The organism is Mesorhizobium sp. M1004 (assembly GCF_040318795.1).
In the GTDB taxonomy this organism is placed as follows: domain Bacteria; phylum Pseudomonadota; class Alphaproteobacteria; order Rhizobiales; family Rhizobiaceae; genus Mesorhizobium.
The window spans coordinates 391,707-409,004 of record NZ_JAMYNB010000005.1 but is presented as its reverse complement, the minus strand read 5'-3'; the positions used below and the strand labels follow the sequence as shown (position 1 = coordinate 409,004).

Annotated in this window: 14 protein-coding genes; 10 read left to right on the top strand and 4 right to left on the bottom strand. The window is 63.8% G+C overall.

Annotated elements, in window-relative coordinates; genetic code table 11:
• Positions 1–49 precede the first annotated feature (49 nt).
• A complete protein-coding gene (locus NKH54_RS13540) occupies positions 50–1,951 on the top strand; it encodes a CASTOR/POLLUX-related putative ion channel (protein WP_353028374.1) in 1,902 nt (633 codons plus the stop codon).
• Here the strand turns inward: NKH54_RS13540 and NKH54_RS13535 are convergent.
• Together NKH54_RS13535 and NKH54_RS13530 are read right to left on the bottom strand one after the other, a co-directional pair.
• A complete protein-coding gene (locus NKH54_RS13535) occupies positions 1,948–2,823 on the bottom strand; it encodes an HpcH/HpaI aldolase/citrate lyase family protein (RefSeq protein WP_023805319.1) in 876 nt (291 codons plus the stop codon). The two genes, NKH54_RS13540 and NKH54_RS13535, sit on opposite strands and share 4 nt — an antisense overlap.
• Positions 2,823–3,335 (bottom strand): MaoC family dehydratase, encoded by a 513-nt coding sequence (locus NKH54_RS13530; protein ID WP_460221791.1) that lies wholly within the window; start codon positions 3,333–3,335, stop codon positions 2,823–2,825. The genes NKH54_RS13535 and NKH54_RS13530 overlap by 1 nt, the downstream gene beginning before the upstream one ends.
• A 91-nt stretch (positions 3,336–3,426) precedes the next feature.
• Between NKH54_RS13530 and NKH54_RS13525 the strand changes: the two genes are divergently transcribed.
• Complete coding sequence (locus tag NKH54_RS13525; protein ID WP_023681604.1) at positions 3,427–4,548, top strand: DUF2336 domain-containing protein; 1,122 nt, start codon at positions 3,427–3,429, stop codon at positions 4,546–4,548.
• A 4-nt stretch (positions 4,549–4,552) separates the two neighbouring features.
• Here the strand turns inward: NKH54_RS13525 and NKH54_RS13520 are convergent, their stop codons facing one another.
• Together NKH54_RS13520 and parE are read right to left on the bottom strand one after the other, a co-directional pair.
• Positions 4,553–6,622, bottom strand: a complete 2,070-nt coding sequence (locus NKH54_RS13520) for an FUSC family protein (protein ID WP_353028373.1) — start codon at positions 6,620–6,622, stop codon at positions 4,553–4,555.
• A 102-nt stretch (positions 6,623–6,724) separates the two neighbouring features.
• Positions 6,725–8,779, bottom strand: coding sequence for a DNA topoisomerase IV subunit B (gene parE / locus NKH54_RS13515; protein ID WP_023744803.1), 2,055 nt, complete (start codon positions 8,777–8,779; stop codon positions 6,725–6,727).
• Between the two features lie 257 nt (positions 8,780–9,036).
• Here parE and cpaB point away from each other — a divergent pair, with 257 nt between their 5' ends.
• From cpaB to NKH54_RS13475, 8 genes are all read left to right on the top strand, one after another.
• On the top strand, positions 9,037–9,936 hold the full coding sequence (gene cpaB / locus NKH54_RS13510; protein WP_353028372.1) for a Flp pilus assembly protein CpaB: 900 nt from the start codon (positions 9,037–9,039) through the stop codon (positions 9,934–9,936).
• A 78-nt stretch (positions 9,937–10,014) separates the two neighbouring features.
• Positions 10,015–11,415: a type II and III secretion system protein family protein gene (locus NKH54_RS13505; RefSeq protein WP_031244501.1), complete on the top strand. Its 1,401-nt coding sequence runs from the start codon at positions 10,015–10,017 to the stop codon at positions 11,413–11,415.
• A 4-nt stretch (positions 11,416–11,419) separates the two neighbouring features.
• The gene (locus NKH54_RS13500; protein ID WP_023667602.1) at positions 11,420–11,686 is read left to right on the top strand and encodes a hypothetical protein; all 267 of its coding nucleotides are present in this window, start codon (positions 11,420–11,422) and stop codon (positions 11,684–11,686) included.
• A 44-nt stretch (positions 11,687–11,730) separates the two neighbouring features.
• Positions 11,731–12,945, top strand: a complete 1,215-nt coding sequence (locus NKH54_RS13495) for a CpaE/TadZ family protein (protein WP_023667601.1) — start codon at positions 11,731–11,733, stop codon at positions 12,943–12,945.
• Positions 12,942–14,363, top strand: a complete 1,422-nt coding sequence (locus NKH54_RS13490; protein ID WP_023667600.1) for a TadA family conjugal transfer-associated ATPase — start codon at positions 12,942–12,944, stop codon at positions 14,361–14,363. The genes NKH54_RS13495 and NKH54_RS13490 overlap by 4 nt, the downstream gene beginning before the upstream one ends.
• Positions 14,364–14,367: 4 nt before the next feature.
• A complete protein-coding gene (locus tag NKH54_RS13485) occupies positions 14,368–15,333 on the top strand; it encodes a type II secretion system F family protein (protein ID WP_023688292.1) in 966 nt (321 codons plus the stop codon).
• Position 15,334: 1 nt separating this feature from the next.
• Positions 15,335–16,300, top strand: a complete 966-nt coding sequence (locus tag NKH54_RS13480; RefSeq protein ID WP_023695444.1) for a type II secretion system F family protein — start codon at positions 15,335–15,337, stop codon at positions 16,298–16,300.
• Positions 16,301–16,448: 148 nt separating this feature from the next.
• Positions 16,449–17,285, top strand: a complete 837-nt coding sequence (locus NKH54_RS13475; protein WP_023753326.1) for a PA3715 family protein — start codon at positions 16,449–16,451, stop codon at positions 17,283–17,285.
• The last annotated feature ends 13 nt before the right edge of the window (positions 17,286–17,298 follow it).

Sequence of the window (17,298 nt, the reverse complement as noted above, 5' to 3'; positions counted from 1 at the left end):
GTTGGGGTCGGCGCATCGACCATGGGGAATATTGGGGGTTGCCGGCGACATGAAGAAACGAGACTCGCTGGGAACCCGGCTGCGCTACGGGTTTGACAAGAGCATGGCCGCCGGCCCGATCGCGCTGATCGGCTGGCTCGCCCTCGCTTCGCTGCTGATCATCATCGCCGCCGCGGCTTTCCTTGCGGTGACCCGCATCGCGCCGGAGGGCGGCGAACCGCTGAACTTCTTCGAAGCGTTCTGGGAATCGCTGATGCGCACGCTCGATTCCGGCACGATGGGCGGCGACACCGGCTGGGCCTTTCGTCTCGTCATGCTGTTTGTCACGCTTGCCGGCATCTTCGTTGTGTCGGCCCTCATCGGTGTGCTCAGCGCCGGCGTCGACAGCAAGCTCGATGAATTGCGCAAGGGTCGTTCGCGGGTGCTGGAGAGCGACCACACCATCATCCTCAACTGGTCGCCGTCGGTCTTCGACGTCATCTCCGAACTCGTCATTGCCAATGCCAGCCGTCGCCATCCGCGCATTGTCGTCATGGCCAACATAGACAAGGTCACGATGGAGGACGAGATCGCCGCCAAGGTCGGCAGGTTGGGCAACACACGCATCATCTGCCGCAGCGGCGACCCGACCGACCTCTACGATCTGGCCATCGTCAACCCGCAGACCTCGCGCTCCATCATCGTGCTGTCGCCGGACGGCGACGATCCGGATTCGCAGGTCATCAAGACGGTGCTGGCGCTGGCCAACGACCCGAACCGGCGCACCGCGCCCTATAACATCGCCGCCGAGATCCGCGACGGAAAGAACGCCGAGGTCGCCCGCGTCGTCGGCGGGGCCGAGGTACAGCTTGTCCTGGCCGACCAGCTGATCTCGCGCATCGTCGTGCATTCGAGCCGGCAGTCGGGTCTCAGCGGCGTTTATTCGGAGCTGCTCGATTTCGACGGCTGCGAAATCTACACGACCGAGCAGCCTGATCTCACCGGCAAGACCTTCGGCGAGGCAGTGATGGCGTATGAGCATTGCACGCTGATCGGGCTCTGCGACCAGCAGGGGCGCGTCAATCTCAACCCGCCGTCGGAGCTGGTAATCGGCAAGGACATGCGCGCCATCATCATTGCCGAGGACGATGCCGCCATCAAGCTGGGAAGCGCCGGAGCCAAGATCGATGCCGCGGCGATTCTTCGCCATCAGCCCATCGAGGCGAAGCCGGAGCGCACGCTGATCCTTGGCTGGAACCGGCGCGGTCCGATCATAACCTATGAACTGTCGCGCTATGTCGCGCCTGGTTCGATCCTGACCATCGCCGCCGATACGCCAGGCCTCGAGCAGGAAGTTGCCGGGCTGCCGGTCGTCGGCGACAATCTGTCGGTTTCCTGCCGGATCACCGACACGTCGAGCAGCACAGCACTGGCAAGCCTGGACGTGCCTTCCTACGACCACGTGCTCGTCCTCGGCTACAGCGAGACCATGGCAGCGCAGCCCGCCGATACGCGCACGCTGGTGACGCTGTTGCATCTGCGCAAAATCGCAGACGATGCCGGCACGCATATCTCGATTGTCAGCGAAATGATCGACGTGCGCAACCGCGAGTTGGCGGCGGTGACCAAGGCCGATGACTTCGTCGTCAGCAACCGGCTGGTCAGCCTGATGCTGGCGCAGGCATCGGAGAACCAGCATCTCGCCGCGATCTTCGATGACCTGCTCGACGAGGAGGGCTCCGAAATCTACATGCGTCCGGTCGGCGACTATGTCGCCATCGACCAGCCGGTGACGTTCTGGACGATCGCGGAATCGGCGCGGTTGCGCGGAGAGATCGCCATCGGGCACCGGCGCGTTCGCGCCGCGCAGAGTGATGAGCGGGCGCTGGGCGGCGTCACCGTCAACCCGTTGAAGTCGCAAGCGCTGGCCTACCTGCCTGAGGACCGGGTCATCGTGCTGGCGCGGGACTAAACCCCGACTGCCTTGGCGCGAGCCAGAAGCCGTTCGGCGAGCCTGAGATGCGGCCGGTCATACATCTTGCCGTCAATGCCGACCACGCCGGGATTTCCGGCCGCCTCGAAGGCGGAGACGATGGCCTGCGAGCGTTGCACTGCCTGCGCCGATGGCGTGAAGGCGGCGTTGATGACCGGCACTTGCGCCGGATGGATCGCCATCTTGCCGGCAAAGCCGTCACGCTCGGCCTCCGTGCATTCGGCTTCGAAGGTGGCCATGTCGCGAAAGCCGGGGAAGACTGTGTCGATCGCCGCGACTTCGGCTGCGCCGGCGGCAAGGATGGTCATCGTGCGGGCGAAGCGGAAGACATCGGTGTAGCGGCCGTTCTCGTCGCGCGACGCGCGCGCGCCGATCGCCGCCGACAGATCCTCAGCGCCCCAGGTGAGGCCGGCAAGCCGGGCGCTTGCCCCGGTGTAGGTCGCGGCCGCCAGCACGCCGGCAGCGGTCTCGGTGATGATCGGCAGGATTTTTATGCCGCCATCCGGCAATCCGTTTTCGGCCTCATGTACGCGGAGCTTTACGGATAGCTGCTGGACATCCTGGCCGCTGTTCGACTTCGGCAGCATGATGCCGTCGGGTTTGACCGGAACCAGGGCGGCCAGATCATCGTCGGTCAACCCGGTCGATAGGCCGTTGACTCTGATATAGATGGCGGAGCTTGTCTGCTGCCGGTTGCCGCCGATAAAGCGTGCCGCGATGTCGCGTGCCGACGCCTTGTTTTGTGGCGCCACGGAATCCTCGAGATCGACGATGACCACGTCGGCGCCGGCGCCAAAGCCTTTGTCCAGCTTCTTTTCGGAATCGCCGGGCACAAACAGCAGCGAGCGCATCAGGCCGCCTTTTTCATCATCATCGCCTGGCGCGTGCATTTGGCGACGAGCACATCATTCTGATTGTAGGCGCGATGCTCGAACTCGACGATGCCGCGGTCCGGCTTGGATTTCGATTCCCTGACCGAGATCACAGTCGTTTCGACACGGATGGTGTCGCCATGGAAGACCGGGTGCGGAAACACCGTCTCCCTCATGCCGAGATTGGCAATTGTGGTGCCGACGGTGATGTCATTGACGGAAATGCCGATCATCAGGCCGAGCGTGAACAGCGAATTGACCAGCGGTCTGCCCCATTCGCTCTTGGCGGCGAAGTCGAAGTCGATGTGCAGCGGCTGCGGGTTCAGCGTCATCACCGAGAACAGCATGTTATCGCTTTCGGTGACGGTCTTGCGCAGCGTGTGCCGAAAGACATGTCCGACGACGAACTCTTCGAGATAAAGCCCGGGCATCGTTTTTCTCCTCCGCTGCCTGACGGTTGATAGGCGCTGCCCATGCCACCCGCAAGCCAGTTAATAAACATGGTGAACCGTTCGTAAACCATTTCTGCCTAGGGTCATTCCTGGGGCCGGAAGCTTTCCGGCAAGGGGCGTAGCAGGCAGTATGGTTGTCTCGCATTTTCTCAAATGGATCTACACCGCGAGAGTTTCGGAGCGCGCCGCGGCGGCGAGCGCGCTGGCCCGCGCCTACGTCAATTCCGACCTGCCTTTCGAAGACCGTTGCGCGGCCGAAGCGGCGCTGACGCTGCTGCTCGACGACGCCTCGTCGAAGGTGCGGCTGGCTATGGCCGAAGCGCTGTCGATGAGCCATCACGCGCCGCTGCAGATCATCAGCGCGCTTGCCTCCGATCAGCCGGAAGTGGCAGCCCTGGTGCTGGCGCGCTCCCCGCTGCTGACGGACGCCGACCTGATCGACCGCGTCGCGGCCGGTCACAAGGCGACGCAAAAACTGATCGCCGACCGGCCGGTCGTTTCGATGGCGGTTGCCGCGGCAATCGCCGAGATCGGCGAACCGGAAGCGTGTGCGGCGCTGCTCGCCAATGACGGCGCCGATATCGCGTCGCTCAGCTTCCGCCGCATGGCCGAGCGGCATGGCCATATCGCTCATTTGCGCGAGGCAATGGTCACGGATGTGCGGCTGCCGGCCGACTGCCGGCACATGCTACTGGTCAAGCTCGGCGAAACGCTGAAGGCTTCGCCGCTGGTGATGGCGCTGATGGGGGCGGCCAGAGCCGAGCGCGTCACGCGCGATGCTTGCGTCAAGGCTTCGGTGCGGCTGGTCGAAGGCACGCGCGCGGAGGAACATGCGGCACTCATCGAACATCTGCGCCTGCGCGGCGACCTGACCGCAAGTTTCATCATCCGTGCCATTGCCCACGGCAAGGTCGACTTTTTCGGCTCGGCCCTGGTCGCGCTCAGCCAGCAGTCGGAGCAGCGGGTGCGGGCCTTGCTCGCCGGCGGCCAGGACGTTGCGTTGCAGGCGCTGTTCCGCAGCGCCGGCCTTGCCGCTTCCACCCATGGCATCATCCTGCGCGCGCTCAAGATCTGGCGCGAAGTCGCCAACGGCAAGCGCCTCGCCGGCGTGCAGGAAGTCAGCTGGCTGATGCTGAAGGAACTCGGAGGTCAATCCACTGAGGGCGATCTCGCCGGCCTGGTCAAGTCGATCCATCTCGACGCGCTGCGGGAAAACGCGCGCGGGCATGCGCTGGCGATAGCCGCGGCCTGACGCCCTAGCCACGGCCCCTGGTGAAGAAATCCGGGAAATCCTCGATCGCGGCGGCGATGATGCGCAGCGAGGCTGCGATCTGCAGCATATCCGCACCGCCGCTGCGCTCTGAAAGGCTGGCTGCATATTGCCGGGCCACAGTGACAGTTGCTGTCTGTGGATCGCCGGTTGCGCGAAAGAGCAGTTCACGCGCGAGGCCGCGCAGGAAATTGGCGATCGAGAGCGCGGTGTCGGTAGGAGTGGACGGGCTCTGCTGCGCGGCGCGCAGACGCAGGATTTCAAGGCCGACGGTAACGGCGGCGACCCCGCCGCCCAGAATCGCATCGCCTTTCCTGCCGGCATTTTGCAAGAGCGGCATCAGCTGGTTGATGCGGTCATAGGCCAGGCTCTCGAAGGCCGAACGCCGCGGCACCCGCTCATGCAGGCACAGCCGCGCCAGATCCTCGCGCATGGCGCGCACGATGCGGTTGGCCGCGCGCCATGGATCCACCGGCAGCACCACGATGAAGACGCAGATAGCCAGCAGGATGCCGACCAGCACCGACGCCGAGCCGGCGAAGAACGGGCCTGGGGCATAGGTCATCGCCTGATGCGGGCTGAGGAAGGCGAGGAAATTGATTGCAAAGGCCGTCGCCACGCCGACGGTGCGCGGATTGGCCATGCCCAGCGCCGTCGGTACCAGGATCGGCACGACAAACAGCGTGAACCAGCCGAAGCCGGGCAAAGCAGGCAGCGCGACCTGGCCAACAAGGAAGGCAAAGGGCAAAGCCAGCAGCGTACCCTTGAAGAAGCCCCAGGACACCCGCACCGGGTCAGGCCGCGCGGCGAAAAGACTGGAGACGACCGCAACGAGGATAACGGTGCCGGCCGCGTCGGACCATTTCGTCGTCAGCCAGAAGGCGGCGACCGCCAGCGTGGCAAGGGCGGCGCGTATGGCATTGCGCGAAGCCCCGGGATAATCGCGATGCACCACCAGCGCAGGCAGCTGCATGTTGCTCCGGCTCGGGCGCGTCACCGGTGCGCGCAGGGCGTCGAGGCCGCGCAGCACCTGCTTGAAGGCTTCGGCGAAATCGGCGGCGATGGTGAGGCGCGTGATGGTGCCGACCCTGTCGTCGCCCTGATCGGTCGAGGCGTCGGGCATTTGCCGGGCCTTGCCGGCAATCGCGTCGAGCCGCGTCACCCAGGGCGACGTGTCCTCCAGCGCCTCGGGCGTGGCTGCCAGTTCGCTGACCAGCGACTGCAGTTCCGAGCGCACCGGAATGAGCGCTGCGTTTTTCGGCGCGGCGTGAGAATGCAGCGCGCGTGCCGCCGACAGCGCCGACAGAAGCTGACCGATGGTGAGGCGGACCGGATGGGCGCGGGTGGCGAAGCTCGGGGCTTCGAGCCGGGCATAGGTGCGCATCTCGGCCAGCATCTGGGCGTCCGTGATCAGCTTGCCGTGCAGGCCGGCCAGTCTCGCCGGGTCGCCGCCGGAAAAAGCGCCGCCCGCATAGGTTGCAAGGTCGAGGATGCTGCGCTTCAGCCTGGAGATGATGGCGTCAGCGGCCAGCTTGGGCAGGATCAGCCGGCTGGTCAGGCCGGCGCAGACGATGCCGAGCACGATCTCGGCGCAGCGCGCGACAGCGAGATCGACGATCACATGCGGCTGGCCGAAAGCCGGCAGCCCAATGATCATCGCGGTATAGCCGGCAAGTGCGGCGCCATAGGCTTCCGGATTGCGCAGCAGCGACGAAACCAGCGTGCACAGCCCAATCCAGACGGACAGCGCCGTGACCAGCAGCCAGGGATTGGTGCCGAAAACCGAGGTGATGCCGATCGCCGCAAGTCCACCGGCCAGCGTGCCGAGCAGCCGGTAAAAACCTTTCGCCAGCACCATGCCGGCGACCGGCTGGGCGACGATGAAGACCGTCATCATCGCCCATTGCGGGTGGTCGAGTTTTAGCGCGTAAGCAGCGAGAAGCGCGATCAGACCGGCCGAAACCGTGCGCAGGGCGAAAATCCAATCCGAGCGCGTCGGCTGCGTCAGGCCCGCCAAACTAGTTTCGAAGTAGCTCTTCAGCCGCGCCCAGATCACAAGCTGGTCTCCGTATCGGAAGCGCAGGCTAGAGCAGTTCCAGGAAAAGTGTGAAACGGTTTTCCGCCCGGAGCTGCGTCAAAACGAAGAGTTGGCCGGCGCTCAGATATCCAGCACTTCCGTCGCGGCGAATTCGGCGCGTTCCTGGATGAAGCGGAAGCGGGCTTCCGGCTTGGTGCCCATCAGCGCGTCGACAGCATCCTTGGTCGCGGCCACGGCGTCGATAACATCGACCCTGAGCAGCGTGCGCTTCCTCGGGTCCATGGTGGTTTCCTTGAGCTGCGCGGCCATCATCTCGCCCAGGCCCTTGAAGCGGCCGATCTCGACCTTGGCGCGGCCGGTGAATTCGGTGCGCAACAGCTCGTCCTTGTGCGCATCGTCCCTGGCATAGGCAACCTTGCCGCCTTGCCGGATCGAATAGAGCGGCGGCACCGCCAGATAGAGATGGCCGCCATTCACCAGGTTCGGCATTTCCTGGTAGAAGAAGGTGATCAGCAGCGAGGCTATGTGAGCGCCGTCGACGTCGGCGTCGGTCATGATGATCACGCGGTCGTAGCGCAAATCCTCGTCGCGGTATTTCGAGCGCGTGCCGCAACCGAGCGCCTGAATCAGGTCCGATATCTGCTGGTTGGCGGCGAGCTTGTCGTTGCCGGCGCTGGCGACGTTGAGGATTTTTCCGCGCAGCGGCAGCACCGCCTGGCTCGCACGGTCGCGCGCCTGCTTGGCCGAGCCGCCGGCCGAGTCGCCTTCGACGATGAACAGTTCGGCGCCCGCGGCGGCGTTCTGCGTGCAGTCGGCGAGCTTGCCGGGAAGGCGCAGCTTGCGCACCGCGCTCTTGCGCGACACTTCCTTTTCCTGGCGCCGGCGCACCCGCTCGTCGGCGCGCGCAATCACCCATTCCAGCAGCTTGGAGGCTTCCTGCGGATTGTCGGCCAGCCAGTGGTCGAAGGGATCGCGGATGGCGGTCTCGACAATGCGAATGGCTTCGATCGTTGCCAGCCTGTCCTTGGTCTGGCCGACGAATTCCGGCTCGCGGATGAAAACCGACAGCATGCCGGCCGCCGAGATCATAACGTCTTCGGAGGTGACGATCGAGGCGCGCTTGTTGCCGACCAAGTCGGCATAGGCCCGAAGCCCGCGCGTCAGCACATTGCGAAAGCCGGCCTCATGCGTGCCGCCTTCGCCGGTCGGGATGGTGTTGCAGTAGGAGTTGACGAAGCCGTCACCGCCGAACCAGGTCACCGCCCATTCCAGCGAGCCGTGGCCGCCCTGTTTTTCGCTCTTGCCGGCGAAGATCTCGCGGGTCACCTGGAAGTCGTCGCCAAGCGATGCCTTGAGATAGTCCTTCAAGCCGCCGGGGAAATGGAACTCCGCCTTGGCGGGCGTCTGGTCCTTTTCCTTGATCAGCGATGGGTCGCAGCTCCAGCGGATCTCGACGCCGCCGAACAGATAGGCTTTCGAGCGGGTCATGCGATAGAGCCGCGCCGGCTCGAAGGCGGCGCCCTTGCCGAAAATCTGCTCGTCGGGATGGAAGCGGATTTTGGTGCCGCGCCGGTTGTGCACTTCGCCGAGCTGCTCCAGCCCGCTCACCGGAACGCCGCGCGAGAACCTTTGGCGGTAAAGCTGGCGACCGCGCGCGACTTCGACTTCGAGATGGTCCGACAGCGCATTTACGACCGAGACGCCGACACCGTGCAGACCGCCGGAGGTCTCATAGACCTTGCTATCGAACTTGCCGCCCGAATGCAGCGTCGTCATGATGACTTCGAGCGCCGGCTTCTTGAATTTCGGATGCGGATCGACCGGAATGCCGCGGCCATTGTCGGTAACGGTCAGAAACCCGTCGGCCGACAGCTCGACATCGATGAAGGTGGCATGGCCGGCGACCGCCTCGTCCATCGAATTATCGATGACCTCGGCAAACAGATGGTGCATCGCCTTGTCGTCGGTGCCGCCAATATACATGCCGGGACGGCGCCGCACCGGCTCCAGCCCCTCCAGCACCTCGATGTCGGCGGCGCTATAGCCCTCGCTGCCGTCCTTGGTCGCGGCAGGACGCTTCGTGGCCTGCACCAGCGGGTCGGCCGGGCGCTCCGGTGTCCGAGCCGGTTGGGGCTGCTTTTCCAGATTGCCGAAAAGATCGTTGTTGTCGTCCATGCCTGCCATAGAATCCGGTGCCGCGAATCACCCGTCGATACTGCCACGCTTTTCGGCGCCAAGCGACGGAAGTTCCTGTTACGTTCGGGGATTAAACCCTTCTTATCCTAAAACCTTTCGATAACCAAGCTGGCGGAAATAGGTCCCTGCGGAGCGGGCGCGATTCCTGAATCTTTAACAAAGCGGCCTAGCGTCGCCTCAACAAAACAAAAGACCACGAATGTCAGGGGTTGGTTGTGAGGGGCAAGGCCATAACGATGATTGGCATCGCTGCCGTCTTCGGCGCGATTTCAATCTTTGCCGCGGATTTCTGGGTGAAAAGCCAGGCCGATGCCGAAGAGAAAACGGCGTCGATCCCGGCGCCCGCCGTCCCCAAGATCGTCTTCAAGACCATCGTGGTGGCCAACGCGCCGTTGCGTTACGGCATGGAGCTTGACCGGGCGCAGCTCAGCGAAATCCCATGGTCCGAGGATTCGGTGCCGCAGGGCGCGTTCACCACAGTCAATGCATTGCTCGCCGAAGGCAGCCGCGTGGTATTGTCGCCGATCGAGATCAACGAGCCGGTGCTGATCAGCAAATTGTCGGGGCCGAACGGCCGCGCGACGCTATCCAACATGATGACGCCCGGCATGCGGGCGGTGACAATCCGCACCGACGAGATCGCCGGTGTCGGCGGCTTCGTCATGCCGGGCGACCGGGTCGACGTGGTGCTGACACGCGATGCGGGCGAAATCCAGGAAGTGGCCAAGAACGCGCAGGGCGCTGCCGGATCGACCGTTACCTCCGAGATCGTCGTCTCCGACGCCAAGGTGCTGACCGTGGGGCAGGGCGCCGACGAGCGCCAGACCACACCGCAGATCGCCAATTCCGTCACCATCGAGGTGACGACCGAAGGCGCGCAGAAAGTGGCGCTTGCCCGCACCGTCGGCACCTTGTCGCTGTCGCTCCGCTCGGCCGCAGACGGAGGGGCCGCCAAGGACGGCGTCACCACCATCTCGTCCTTCGGCGGATCGGTCGCCTCCGGCGTCCAGGCCGCTGCCGGCGCGCTGTTCACTGCCGCGACCAAGGAGCCTGAGAAGCCGAAATTCAAGACGATCATCGTGACGCGCGGCACGCAGGTCGAAGAATACCAGGTTCCTGCGCGGGACCAGCAATAACTGCCGGTGGGGACCGGGCGAGGGACGGGACAGATGTCGGGACTTCATGCATTTCGAACTACGAAAGGGCTGCGCCCAATGCGGGCGCTTGCGGTGGGGGCTTGCCTGGCCGCGGCCGCAATGCTCGGCCTCAGTGCGCCAGCCAAGGCCGACAACGATATCGTCCATGTCTCGTCGACAACGAATGCGTCGATCAAGGTAGCCAAGGGCAAGCCGAAGACGGTCATGACCAATGCCGCCTTCTACCAGATCGTCATCGGCGATCCGGAGATCGCCAACGTCAATCCGCTGACCGACAAATCCTTCTATGTGCTGGGCAACAATCTCGGCACCACCGGCATCGCGCTGTTCGACGAGAACAAGCAGTTGGTCGGCACCGTCGACATCGAGGTGACGCTGGACACCGACCAGCTGGCCAGCACCATTCGCGCCAGCGTGCCGGACGCCAAGATCAAGGTCGGCTCGGCCAATGGCCGCGTCGTGCTGTCGGGCGAGGCCGATGACGCGGTCGCCGCCGAGAAGGCAAGCAAGATCGCCAGCCGCTTCTCCGGCAATGAAGAAGTGATCAATTCGGTCAACATCTCGTCCTCGCAGCAGGTTCAGCTCAACGTCCGCTTCGTCGAGATCAATCGCCAGGCCGGACAGGATCTCGGCGCCAAATACAGCGCCAATTTTGCTTACGGCATTGGCGGGCGCGACGTCACCATCGAGCCGGGCTCGGTGCCGGGAGCCGGCAATGGCGAGATCATCGGCCGGCTGCTGTCCAACGGCCTGTCGATCGACGTCGCCATCAAGGCGCTGGAGGAACGTGGTCTTGCCAGGCGGCTGGCCGAGCCGAACCTGATCGCCCGCTCGGGCCAGACGGCAAGCTTCCTCGCCGGCGGCGAGTTCCCGATCCCGGTCTCCGAGGACAATGGCAAGATTTCCGTCAGCTACAAGAAATACGGCGTCAGCCTCGACTTCACGCCGACGGTTCTCAAGGACGGGCTGGTGAGCCTCGACATAGCGCCGGAAGTGTCCTCGATCGATGCTTCGGCCTCCTATAATATCGGCAATATCTCGGTGCCGGGCTTTATCGTGCGCCGCGCCAAAACATCGGTCGACCTGAAGAACGGCCAGAGCTTCATGATCGCCGGCCTGCTGCAGTCACAGAACGACATCACCACGTCGCGTCTCCCCGGCCTCGGCAAGCTGCCGGTGCTCGGCTCGCTGTTCTCCTCCAAATCCTATCAGCGGCGCGAGACCGATCTGGTGATCATCGTCACCCCCTATCTGGTCAAGCCGGTCGATCCGTCGAAGAAGCTGCTCGAGCCGACCGACGGCACGCAGCCGGCCAGCAATGTCGACTATTTCCTCAACAACACCGAGGAAGTGAAATCGTCCGAAGCCAATCGTGCAGTGGCAATGGCCAGCGGCAGTACGGCACAGCCGGCCGCGGTCACCACCGTCGGGCATTTCCTCGACCTGCCGAAGGATTGAAGCCATGCGCGTGGAATCATGCATCGCCCTGCTGATCGCCGGCCTCGCCGGCGGCTGCACCAGCGACGACTATGTCCGCTCCGAGGGACCGACGATTGCCGCCGGCAACGCACAGGCCGCCAATACGGCCATGCAGATGGTCGATCCCTGGAAATACGGCGTCCAGAACACCAGGCTGCTGGTGCCGGCGCAGCGCAGTGAGGCGGCAGTCAACGCCGCCGACCAGGCTGCTGCTGCCAAGGCCGTGCAACCGACAGCGACAACCGATTGATTTGCCCGGTGATTTGACCGGGAATGACCTGACAGGCTGACAAAATGGCAAGCGGCATCAAGACCAAGAAGATCCTGCTGGTGTCCAGCGACCGGACCTTTGCGCAGGATACGCGCACCGCGTTCGCGGCCTCGGAGGTGATCCAGCTTTCGACCGTCGAGAAGAACATTACCGAACTGCGCGGCGAGGTCCAGGAAGCCGATTTCGGCGCGCTCATCGTCGACATGGATGCGGCAAAGCTGGAAGAGATCGAGTCGCTGCAGCGCATCATGCGCCGGCTTGAAGGCCGCGTTCCGGTGGTCGTCGTCACCCAGGAATTCAACGCAGCCGCAGTGCGTATCCTGGTGCAGCTCCAGGTCGCCGATTTCCTGGTCAAGCCGATCACCACCGCCGATCTGGTGCGGTCGGTCGTGCGCGCGCTGCAAGGGCCGGGGCGCGAGGAAAACACCGAGTCGCAGATCTATACCTTCATGCCGGCCGCCGGCGGCGTCGGCACCACGACGCTGGCGCTGCAGACAGCCTTCCAGCTGCATCATTCGGTGACGCGCGGCGCGTCGACCTGCGTGGTCGACCTCAATTTCCAGCAAGGCGCCTGCGCCGAATATCTCGACCTCGAGCCGCGCTTCGACATCACCGAAATCGAGAACCAGCCCGAGCGCCTCGACCGTCAGCTGCTGGATGTGATGCTGTCCAAGCATGCGAGCGGGCTCTGCGTGCTGGCGGCGCCAACGCATCCGTCGGAAATGCGCTCGTTCAAGACCGATGTCGTGGTGCGCATGCTCGATCTCGTTTCGGCCTATTTCGACAACGTCGTCATCGACATGCCGCGCACCTGGTTTCCGTGGACGGAAACGGTGCTGCTCGGCTCCAACAAGCTTTACATCGTCGCCGAAATGACGGTGCCGTGCCTGCGCCATACGCAGCGGCTGATCCAGGCGGTCTACGAGACGGCAGGCAAGGAAGTGAAGCCGAACGTGATCGTCAACCGTTTCGAGCAGAAGATGTTCGACAACGGCATAAAGCAGGCGGATGTCCAGGAAATCCTCGGCGAGCATTTCGTCGGCGGCATCTCCAACAATTACCGGCTTGTGCGTGAAGCGGTCGACCGCGGCGTGCCGCTGCATGAGATCGACCCGAACGCCAATGTCGTCAACGATCTGAAGAGGATCATCCTGCCGGAAGAAGCCGTGGTGACGCCGGAGAAATCGCGCTCGCTGTTCGGCATCGGCAGGGGCCTCCTGAAGAGGAAAGCCGGATGACCAGCCGCTTCTCGACCCTGCAGAACCGTGACGTCCGCGCGCTGAAGCCGGCCGAGGCGGCGCCGGTCGCGCATCACGCCGTGGTCATCCCGACGAACCGCAAGGCCTTGCCGCCGAAGCCGGAGACAACACCGGGAAAAAGCGCCAACAAGGTGCTCGATGCCCGCGTGCGCATCCACCGGCTGCTGCTCGAGGAAATCAACCTGGTCGCGCTGGAGCGCCTGCCCAAGGATGAGATGCGCCGGCAGGTGCAGGAGTTCGTGTCGGAAAAGACCCGCCAGGAGCGTATGGCGATCAACACCGTCGAACTTGAAGCGCTGGTCGATGACATCGTCGATGAGATGGTCGGCCTCGGCCCGCTGGAACCGCTGCTCAAGGACCCCGACATCAACGACATCCTGATCAACGGCCACCAGAACTGCTTCGTCGAAAAACGGGGCAAGCTGCAGCAGGTCCATATCCCGTTCAAGGACGAGGCGCACCTGTTGCGCATCGTCAACAAGATCGTCGCCGCCGTCGGCCGCCGGGTCGACGAATCGCAGCCGATGGTCGATGCCCGCATGCTCGACGGCTCGCGCTTCAACGCCGCCATTCGCCCGGTCGCCGTCGACGGGCCGCTGGTGTCGATCCGCAAGTTTTCAAAGAACAAGCTCGGCCTGCACAAGCTGGTCGAGTTCGGCGCCATCACCCAGAACATGGCCGAGGTGCTGGCGGCTGCAGTCCACGCCCGCAAAACGACCATCATCTCGGGCGGTACCGGCACCGGCAAGACGACGATGCTCAACGCATTGTCAGCCTTTATTCCGGAAGACGAACGGTTGATCACCATCGAGGACGCGGCCGAACTGCAGCTGCAGCAGCCGCATGTCGCGCGCATGGAAACGCGCCCCGCCAACATCGAAGGTCATGGCGAGCTGAAGCAGCGCGACCTGGTCAAGAACGCGCTGCGCATGCGCCCTGACCGCGTCATCCTCGGCGAGTGCCGCGGCGAGGAGGCCTTCGACATGCTGCAGGCGATGAACACCGGCCATGAAGGCTCGATGGCGACCATCCACGCCAACACGCCGCGCGACGCCATTTCGCGCCTCGAGCAGATGCTGGGCATGACCGGCATGCCGATGACGGTGCAGTCGATCCGCAGCCAGATCGCCAGCGCGCTCGACCTTATCGTCCAGCTGACGCGACTGTCGGACGGCAAGCGCAAGGTGACCAGCGTCGCCGAGGTGACCGGCATGGAAGGCGACGTCATCCAGATGCAGGAGATATTCCGCTTCGTGCGCACCGGCATGGAAGCCGACGGCAAGATCCTCGGTCACTACGAGGCGACCGGCATTCGCCCGCGTTTCCTCGAGGACCTGCGCAATATGGGCATTGAATTCCCCGGCAAATATTTCGAACCCGGCCGGCCGCAGGAGTAGCCGGGTGTTCGAGAATTTCAGCCCGATCTATGTCGTCTATGCCGCGGCAGCGCTGACCGGCATCATGATCGCCGAAGGCTGCTATCTGCTCTATGCCGGCCGCAGCGACAAGCGCCTGGCTATCAACCGGCGCATGAAGCTGCAGGAAAACAAGATCAGCCAGGAACAGGTGCTGATCCAGCTGCGCAAGGAACGCGGCCTCGATTCCGGCACGTCATTCTTCTCGCCCGACCGTTTTCGCGCGCTGCGCACGCAGTCTGGCATGGTGATGCCCTTGCCGAAATTCCTGACGATGACGACGGGCGTGGCGCTGGCGATGATGCTCGTCGCGCTCTGGTACGGCCTGCCGCTGTTGCTCGCCATTTTGCTGTTTGTGGTGCTGACAGCGCTGCTGCCGGTAATTGTGCTGCGTTCCAAGCGTGCCCGGCGGGTGAAGCGTTTCGGCGTGCAGTTGCCGGAGGCGCTGGAATTGATCACGCGCGGCTTGAAGGCCGGGCATCCGGTTCCCGTGGCGATCTCGATGGTGTCGCGCGAGATGCCCGATCCGATCGGCACCGAATTCGGCGTTATCTCCGACGAGGTGACTTATGGTTCCGACCTGGTTTCGGCGCTGAATTCACTGTTCGACCGCGTCGGCCAGGAGGATCTGCCGCTGTTCGTCACCGCGGTGTCGATCCAGACGAGCTCGGGTGGCAATCTGCGCGAGATCCTCGACGGGCTGTCGACGACGATCCGCGAACGCGGCAAGCTGCGCCGCAAGGTGCGCGCCATTTCAACCGAAGGCCGTATGTCGGCCTATATTCTGACGGCGGTGCCGGCGCTGCTGTTCGCCGCCATCATGGTGATGATGCCGCAATTCTATCAAAGCGTCTGGGATGTGCCGAAGACCTGGTATCTGCTGGGCGGTTCGGTGACATGGCTGATGCTGGGCAACATCATCATGTTCAAGATGTCGAACTTCCGGTTCTGAGATGGATCAGGTGATCCAGTTTCTTGCCTCGTTGGCGCCGACGTCGCTGATGCCGGTAGCCGCGCTGCTGCTGGCATTGGGCGGCAGCGCGGTGGCATGGCCGCTGGTGGTGGCCAAAGGCGACCGCAACGATCTCAAGCGCCGGCTCAAGATCGACGACAGCAAGACTCCCCAACAGGCCGAGGCGGTGCCGAAGAAGAACCAGAGCGTCGTGCGCGAGAAGGCGGTGAAGCGGGCGCAGGAATTCTACGCCAAGAGCGATCCGGAAAATGTCGCCCGGCTGCGTATGAAGCTGATCCAGGCGGGCTATATGGAGCCGCGCGCGGTCGGCACATTCTTCCTGATCCGCTTCGCATGCCTGGTGGGCGCAGCGATCGGCGCGTTCCTGGTCAACCATTGGATGGGCAGCGCCGATTCCACCGCGACCAGCCGCTGGACCTTCATCATCCTGTCGGGAGCCGCCGGCTATTTCGTGCCCGGCCTGGTGCTCAGCCAGAAGGTGCGGGAAAAGATGCGCGAATACCGCAACGGCTTTCCCGACTTCATGGATTTGATGATCGTCTGCTCCGATGCCGGCATGAGCATGGAGGCCGGCATCGAGCGGGTCTCGAAGGAACTGGCCAAGACCTATCCGTCGCTGAGCCAGAATCTGCAGCTGGTGTCGCTGGAACTCAGGGCCGGCCGCAGCCTCGACGATGCATTGAAGGCGCTCGCCGACCGCCTCAGCCTGGACGAGGTGCGCTCCTTCGCCACGCTCTTGCAGCAGTCGAAGGAACTCGGCACCAGCCTCGCCGGGGCGCTGCGCGTGTTCTCCGACGAAATGCGCCACAAGCGCATGTCGCTGGCCGAGGAGAAGGCACATGCCTTGCCGGCCAAGATGTCGGTGCCGGTGGTGGTGTGCATCCTGCCGGTGGTGCTGATGATCGCCGTCATCCCGATCATCGTCAAAATGACGGCGGTTCAGTAGATATACCAAGGCAGTAGATACCAAGTGGCCGCCCGGCGGCTTTCTGCGGTTACTCACTTCAACTACGCTTCGCCTGGATGTCATATCCGGCCGGTTTGGCCGCTCTCCTTCGGCAAAATCCGCAAAAAGCAAAATGAGTGAGCCGTCCATGCGAATAGTCTTGTGCACCGCCTTCCTCGGCCTCGCCGCGGCCAGTCTGTCGCCGGCCTCGGCCGCGGCCGACGATTGCGGCGACGCTGCCGCTCTGGTGCAGCAGGCATATCCCAAGGCCCAAAAGAGTGCCGATGGCGCCTCCTTCACGCTCGAACCTCATACCAGCATCGCCCAGACGCTTTGGGATGGCGATGCGCCATTCGGCGTGGTCTGCAAGATCTGGCCCGCCCATGCCGACCTGTTGTTGGTCGCCGTGCCGCTGATCGACAGCTCCCAATCCAGCGACGACGGGCATTTCGGCGATGTCGAGCTTCTGGTCGTCGACAGGAAGACCCGGCAGGTGCGCCAGCGCCTGCTCCAGCCCGGGCTGATGACCGATGATGCCGTCGGCATCCGCGAGATCGACTTCGATACCGGGCGCTACAGATTGGCGCCCGATGTCGGCGCCTTCGGCCTGCGCATCGACATGGCAAACCATTCGCAGCCGAATCCTTTCAGTGAAACCGACCTGCGGCTCTATGCCCTTGACGGCGGTGCTCTGCGCCTGGTGCTCGACGGCATCATCGTGGCCGGCTTTGGCGGCGAAGGCGACACCAATTGCGCAGGATCCTTTCAATCCAACCGGGTCAGCCTGGCGATGAGCCCGGCGAGACATCACGGCTATCACGACATCACAGTGTTCGAGCGGTTGGACACCGACAATCCATCTGTCGACAAGAATGGCGAGTGCCAGTCCCATCCCGGCAGGTCCATGAAACGAACCTATCGGCTCCGCTACGACGGCAGGCGCTATCAGTTTCCGGCGGGGCTCAAGGCGCTGGAGCCGGAATAGGCTTCGGTTGGTT